This is a genomic window from Bacteroides sp. AM07-18 (assembly GCF_003602695.1).
In the GTDB taxonomy this organism is placed as follows: Bacteria; Bacteroidota; Bacteroidia; order Bacteroidales; family Bacteroidaceae; genus Bacteroides; species Bacteroides uniformis.
Window position 1 is genome coordinate 58,283 of the sequence record NZ_QTLM01000021.1, and the last position, 6,000, is coordinate 64,282.

The 6,000-nt window shown below is 47.6% G+C and carries 5 protein-coding genes; 3 read left to right on the forward strand and 2 right to left on the reverse strand.

Going from position 1 to position 6,000, the window contains the following annotated elements:
• Position 1: 1 nt before the first annotated feature.
• Positions 2-1,390 (forward strand): phosphoglucosamine mutase, encoded by a 1,389-nt coding sequence (gene glmM, locus DW096_RS18015; RefSeq protein ID WP_005830071.1) that lies wholly within the window; start codon positions 2-4, stop codon positions 1,388-1,390.
• 99 nt (positions 1,391-1,489) lie between these two features.
• A complete protein-coding gene (locus DW096_RS18020; RefSeq protein WP_005830073.1) occupies positions 1,490-2,845 on the forward strand; it encodes a sodium:alanine symporter family protein in 1,356 nt (451 codons plus the stop codon).
• A gap of 16 nt (positions 2,846-2,861) precedes the next feature.
• On the opposite strand, the gene DW096_RS18025 is transcribed toward DW096_RS18020, so the two are convergent.
• Both DW096_RS18025 and DW096_RS18030 read right to left on the reverse strand, forming a co-directional pair.
• Entirely contained in the window at positions 2,862-3,365 is a 504-nt protein-coding gene (locus DW096_RS18025; protein ID WP_005830075.1) for an NUDIX domain-containing protein, read from the reverse strand.
• 5 nt (positions 3,366-3,370) lie between these two features.
• Positions 3,371-4,600 carry an S-adenosylmethionine:tRNA ribosyltransferase-isomerase gene (locus DW096_RS18030; protein ID WP_005830078.1) on the reverse strand — a complete coding sequence of 410 codons (1,230 nt, stop codon included), beginning with the start codon at positions 4,598-4,600 and terminating at the stop codon, positions 3,371-3,373.
• A 127-nt stretch (positions 4,601-4,727) separates the two neighbouring features.
• Here DW096_RS18030 and DW096_RS18035 point away from each other — a divergent pair, with 127 nt between their 5' ends.
• Positions 4,728-5,858 (forward strand): DUF2027 domain-containing protein, encoded by a 1,131-nt coding sequence (locus tag DW096_RS18035; protein ID WP_005830082.1) that lies wholly within the window; start codon positions 4,728-4,730, stop codon positions 5,856-5,858.
• Positions 5,859-6,000 lie beyond the last annotated feature (142 nt).

Here is a 6,000-nt window from a genome sequence, read left to right on the forward strand (position 1 = left end):
TATGACTCTAATCAAATCTATTTCTGGAATCCGCGGAACAATTGGCGGTAGTGCTGGCGAGGGATTGAATCCGCTCGACATTGTGAAGTTCACTTCAGCTTATGCTACCCTGATTCGTAAGACGTGTACTGTAAAAAGTAACAAAATCGTGGTAGGGCGTGATGCCCGCATCTCTGGCGAGATGGTCAAGAACGTAGTAGTCGGTACCTTGATGGGTATGGGCTGGGATGTAGTGGATATTGATTTGGCTTCTACTCCGACTACCGAGCTGGCTGTAACCATGGAAGGTGCCAGTGGAGGTATTATTCTGACTGCCTCACATAATCCCAAGCAGTGGAATGCGTTGAAACTGCTGAATGAAAAGGGTGAATTTCTGAACGCTGCCGAAGGCCAGGAAGTACTCCGCATTGCCGCCGCCGAAGAATTCGACTATGCCGAAGTGGACCAACTTGGCTCGTACCGTCAGGATTTAAGCTACAACCAGAAACACATCGACAGCGTATTGGCACTTGACCTCGTAGATGTGGCAGCTATCCGAAAGGCAAACTTCCGTGTAGCCATCGATTGTGTAAACTCTGTAGGTGGTATTATTCTGCCGCAACTACTTGAACAACTTGGCGTTCAGCACGTAGAGAAGCTCTATTGCGAACCGACCGGTAACTTCCAGCATAATCCCGAGCCTTTGGAAAAGAACTTGGGTGACATCATGAACCTGATGAAAGGGGGGAAGGCAGATGTTGCATTTGTTGTAGACCCTGATGTAGACCGCCTGGCAATGATTTGCGAAGACGGCAAGATGTACGGTGAAGAATATACACTGGTTACTGTTGCCGACTACGTATTGAAACATACTCCGGGCAATACGGTATCCAATTTGAGTTCGACCCGTGCCTTGCGCGATGTAACTCGCAAGTATGGGCAAGAATATTACGCTTCTGCCGTAGGTGAAGTGAATGTAACTACCAAAATGAAGGAAGTAGGTGCCGTTATCGGTGGCGAAGGAAACGGTGGGGTAATTTATCCGGCCAGCCACTATGGACGTGATGCCTTGGTAGGTATTGCCTTGTTCTTGAGCCATCTGGCACACGAAGGTAAGAAGGTGAGCGAACTCCGTGCATCCTATCCTGCATACTTCATGGCAAAGAATCGTGTAGACTTGACTCCTGAAACAGATGTAGATGCTATTCTTGCCAAGGTGAAGGAGCTGTATAAGAATGAAGAAATCAATGATATAGACGGTGTGAAGATTGACTTCCCCGACAAATGGGTTCATCTGCGTAAGAGCAATACGGAACCGATTATCCGTGTCTATAGTGAGGCTGCCACACCGGAGGCTGCCGAGGAAATCGGCCAGCAGATTATGAAGGTGATTGAAGACCTGGCTAAATAAGGCCGAACGAAATGTTATAATGAATGTCCCACTTTCCCGTGAAAGAGAAGTGGGACTTTTTTTAAACCTTCCCATGAACTCCTCCATCAAACTACTACTATGAATGGTATTTTAGATTCTATAGGCTCAGCAATAACCACTGTCAGTGACTTTGTCTGCGGGTATCCCTTATTTATCCTTCTGATAGGGGGAGGACTTTTCTTGTTCTTTTATTCCGGAGCTGTGTCCCTCTGCCGCATCGGATATTCGATAAAGGCCTTGCGCTATAAATCGGAAGTGGCGGGCGAAGGACAAATCAGTTCTTTCCAGGCCTTGATGAGCGCCATAGCGTCAACAGTGGGTATGGGGAATATTGCGGGGGTGGCTATCGCTATTACAGTAGGAGGTCCCGGAGCCATTTTCTGGATGTGGGTAAGTGCCGTTGTGGGTATGTCCACCAAATTCTTTGAAGGGGCTCTTGCCATTATGTACAAAGGACACGATTCTGCCGGAGAACCGCAAGGGGGGACGATGTATATCATTCTTCATGGGTTGGGCGAACGCTGGAAACCGTTTGCTTATTTCTTTGCGGTGGTGGGGTTGATAGGTACGTTGTGTGTAATGCAAGCCAATCAGTTGGTCGAGTCTGTCACTACGGTATTTACTACTCCGGCAGGAATAGAGAATACACTCGGTCTGCGTTTTGTGATGGGTATTGTCATTAGCCTGGTGGTAGGGGCGGTCATTATCGGTGGCATCCGGCGCATTTCGGTTATCTCGGCTAAAATAGTGCCGGTGATGGTTACTTGCTATATGCTGCTTGTCTTCGTTATTCTTTGTTTGAATTTTGATAAGTTGCCGGGAGTGTTGGCTTCCATTTTCCAGTCTGCCTTCAGCCTGGAAGCCGGTATCGGTGGAATTTTGGGAACTGCACTGACTGGTGCCCGCCGTGCTGCCTACGTCAATGAAGCAGGTGTAGGTACGGCCTCTATGATGCATGGCGCCTCCCGTAATGACAATCCCATTCGTGAGGGGCTGGTAGCCATGATTGGACCGGCCATCGACTCGGGGCTTGTTTGTACATTGACGGCCTTCCCTATTCTTATAGCTGGAAACTATGCGTCGGAAGGAGGCATAAAAGGCCTTTATATTGCTTTGAATTCTTTTGAGCAGCTCCTTCCCGGCTATGGGCATTATCTGTTGATGGTGATGGTCTTTTTCTTTGCCTTTTCTACCATGTTCTCTTATTCGTATTATGGACTGAAGTGCACCAACTTCTTGTTTGGTGCGGAGAATGCCAAGTATTATAACTACTTCTATTTGGTGATGATTGTTGTGGCTGCCATGATTCCGTTGGGAGCAGTGGTTGCCATCATGGATTTGGCTTTTGCCTTGATGGCATTGCCTACGATGACGTCACTGCTGTTACTTGCTCCACGGGTCAGGAGAAAGATGAAGGAATATTTTGCGAACTGATAGAAAGCAGCTTCCACTACAAGTTGATGACCTTTCCTATCTCTCCTTCAAAATTCGGGGTGAATACACCTTTGCCGATATTTGCCTTGATTTCATCGGGGCTCCAAAAACGTCCTCCGTCCAGCTCGTCACTGGGATGTATTTCACCGTCGTAGACAGTTTTGTGTACGAAGACCAGTTCCTTTTCGCGGGCAGACTCGAAGACGTAATGCATGACGGTTTCGGGAATAAAGTCGGTAATGCCGAGCTCTTCGCGTACTTCGCGTTTTAGCGCCATCTCTACACTTTCACCTAAATCGACGTGTCCGCCTACGGAGGTGTCCCACTTCCCCGGTTGTATGTCTTTCCATTCGGGACGTTTCTGTAGATACAACTCACCTTTGGAATTGAATACATGAAGATGGATTACCGGATGAAGCAGTTTGCTACCGTTATGGCATTCGCCACGGGTGGCGGCACCTGTGATGTTGCCTTGTTCGTCGACAAGGGGGAACATCTCTTGATTGTTATCGTGGTTCATTGTGCTTAGGGTATTAATAATGATGAATCTCCATAGCTCAGGAAGCGGAAATCATGTGCCAGTGCATAGTTGTAAATCTTCGGCCAATCACCGTGTACGAAAGCTGATACGAGCAGCAGCAAGGTACTTTGCGGTTGGTGGAAATTAGTCACCATAGCCTTCACGATTTTGTATTCATATCCCGGAGCGATAATGATTTGAGTGCTGGTATGCAGAGCCTCCATGCTATGTCTGTCCAGGTAGGCAGCAATGGCTTGCAGGGCTTCTACTGCAGAGGTGGCGGTGGCCTTGGCAGACATTTCATAAGGTTGCCATTGGTGGACGTGCAAGTCTTCCTCTGTGGCTTCTGGATTATTCAGTAAAGTGACTCCGATGTGATAAAGGCTTTCCAATGTGCGCACTGAAGTTGTTCCTACGGCCACTGCCTTGCCGCCGTGTACTATGAGTTTTTCCAATGTGTTGCGCGAGACAGAGATGTATTCCGTATGCATTTCGTGCCCTTCTATTTCTTCACTTTTCACCGGTTTGAAGGTTCCGGCTCCCACATGGAGTGTCAGCTCTTCCAATTCTACTCCTTTATTGCGCAATGCGTCCAATACGCGTGGGGTGAAATGCAGTCCCGCTGTAGGGGCAGCCACCGAACCTTTGATTTTGGAGTAGACAGTCTGGTAAGTCTCCTTGTCACTTTCCTGGGTCTCCCGGTTCAAGTAGGGGGGGATGGGCAATTCACCGAAGACCTCGAGAATGTCGGCAAAAGTCACTTCCGGATTATTCCAGCGGAAGTTTATCCAATGGCTGGTTCCGTGGCATTCACCCCGTTCGGCGGTCAGGGTGAGTGACTTGCCTTTCACGGTCATCTCACGTCTCAGCATGCCTTCCTTCCATTTTTTCAGGTTGCCGACCATGCAGAGCCAGGCGGCATGCTCGGTTTGCTGGAAGTTGAGGGCGTAGTCGTTCGGCTGTATGGGTTCCAGGCAGAATACTTCAATCAGTGCTCCCGTTTCTTTCCGGAAATGCAGGCGTGCTTGGATGACTTTGGTATTGTTGAATATCATCAGGCTTCCCGATGGCAGATACTCCGGCAGTGAAGTGAATCTGTCTTCTGAAACTTCTCCGTGGCGATACAATAACAGTTTGGACTGGTCACGTACGGACAATGGGAACTTTGCAATGCGTTCGTCCGGCAACGGGTAGTTGAATTCGCTGATTCTGATATGTCTGGGGTCTTCTTTCATGATGGCTTTCTCTTTATTATATCGGCTGCAAAGGTACGGATATTTGGGAAGATTTGAAGAATAAGGGAAATAATTCCTAACTTTGCAGGAAGAAAGTAGGAAAAGACAAACTAAAAGATAAGTTACTATGAAGATAGGAGATAAAGTTCGTTTCCTCAGCGAAGTTGGGGGCGGTGTTGTGACAGGATTTCAAGGGAAAAACATCGTGTTGGTGGAAGATGCCGACGGTTTTGACATACCGATGCCCATAAACGAATGTGTGGTGATAGAGACCGATGATTATAATATCCCCACTCCGGCAGCCAAAGCGGCTGCCAAGAAGAAGCGGGAAGAAGAGCAACAATTGCGCACGGCCGCTACTGCGGCAAGGCCGTCTGCTATGGAGTCTCAGGTTTCGGAGCCTCAATCGGTCCGTTTGGAGAAACCGCAGATATCTGTTTATCGTCAGCCCGAGATGAAAGGCGGAGATATCCTGAATGTTTTTCTGGCTTTTGTTCCGGAGGATATCAAGGCTGTCAGCACTACACCTTTCGAGACATATTTGGTGAACGATAGTAATTATTATATGTATTATACCTATTCGAGTGCCGAAGGAAAGTCCTGGACAGCCCGTTCGCATGGTTTGATAGAGCCGAATACGAAACTTCTGCTGGAGGAGTTCGAAAAGTCCGAGTTGAACGACCGTGAACGTGTGATGGTACAGCTGGTGGCATTCAAAGATAACCGTGCGTTCACAATGAAACCGGCTGTCAGTGTGGAAGTCCGCATAGATATGGTAAAATTCTATAAACTGCATACATTCCAGCAGACGGTTTTCTTTGAAACACCGGCCTTGGTGTATGATATTGTCCGGAATGACCAGCCTGTCAAGCAGGTGTATGTTTCGGCAGAGGAACTGAAGGAGGCTTTGATACAGAAAAAAACGGCAGATACTCCGTCCAAACCGCAGACGGTCATCAAGCGTGGCGGCAAGAATGGGATTGTCGAGATTGACCTGCATATCGGCGAGTTGCTGGATGACACCTGCGGTATGAGCAACAGCGAAATATTGAATTACCAGCTGGATAAGTTTCGTGAAGTGATGGAACAATACAAAAAAAGGCGCGAACAACGCATCGTCTTTATTCACGGCAAGGGAGATGGAGTGCTGCGTAAAGCCTTGCTGGACGAGCTGAAACGTAAATATCCTGACTGCCGCCATCAGGATGCTTCGTTCCAGGAGTATGGATTTGGGGCGACGATGGTGACGATTAAATAAAATCAAGTATTTGAATAGTGAATAGGGCAGTTCAAACGTTGGAATGCCCTATTCATTATTTATAGTCTGACATTGACTCTTGTATTTTTTCTTATGTGTATTCATTAGTGTCCACTAAAAAATCATAGTCGTTCTTTGAAAT

Coding starts and splice junctions, on each gene's coding strand:
- glmM (WP_005830071.1), top strand. CDS start 2: ATGACTCTAATCAAATCTATTTCTGGAATCCGCGGAACAATTGGCGGT.
- DW096_RS18020 (WP_005830073.1), top strand. CDS start 1,490: ATGAATGGTATTTTAGATTCTATAGGCTCAGCAATAACCACTGTCAGT.
- DW096_RS18025 (WP_005830075.1), bottom strand. CDS start 3,365: ATGAACCACGATAACAATCAAGAGATGTTCCCCCTTGTCGACGAACAA.
- DW096_RS18030 (WP_005830078.1), bottom strand. CDS start 4,600: ATGAAAGAAGACCCCAGACATATCAGAATCAGCGAATTCAACTACCCG.
- DW096_RS18035 (WP_005830082.1), top strand. CDS start 4,728: ATGAAGATAGGAGATAAAGTTCGTTTCCTCAGCGAAGTTGGGGGCGGT.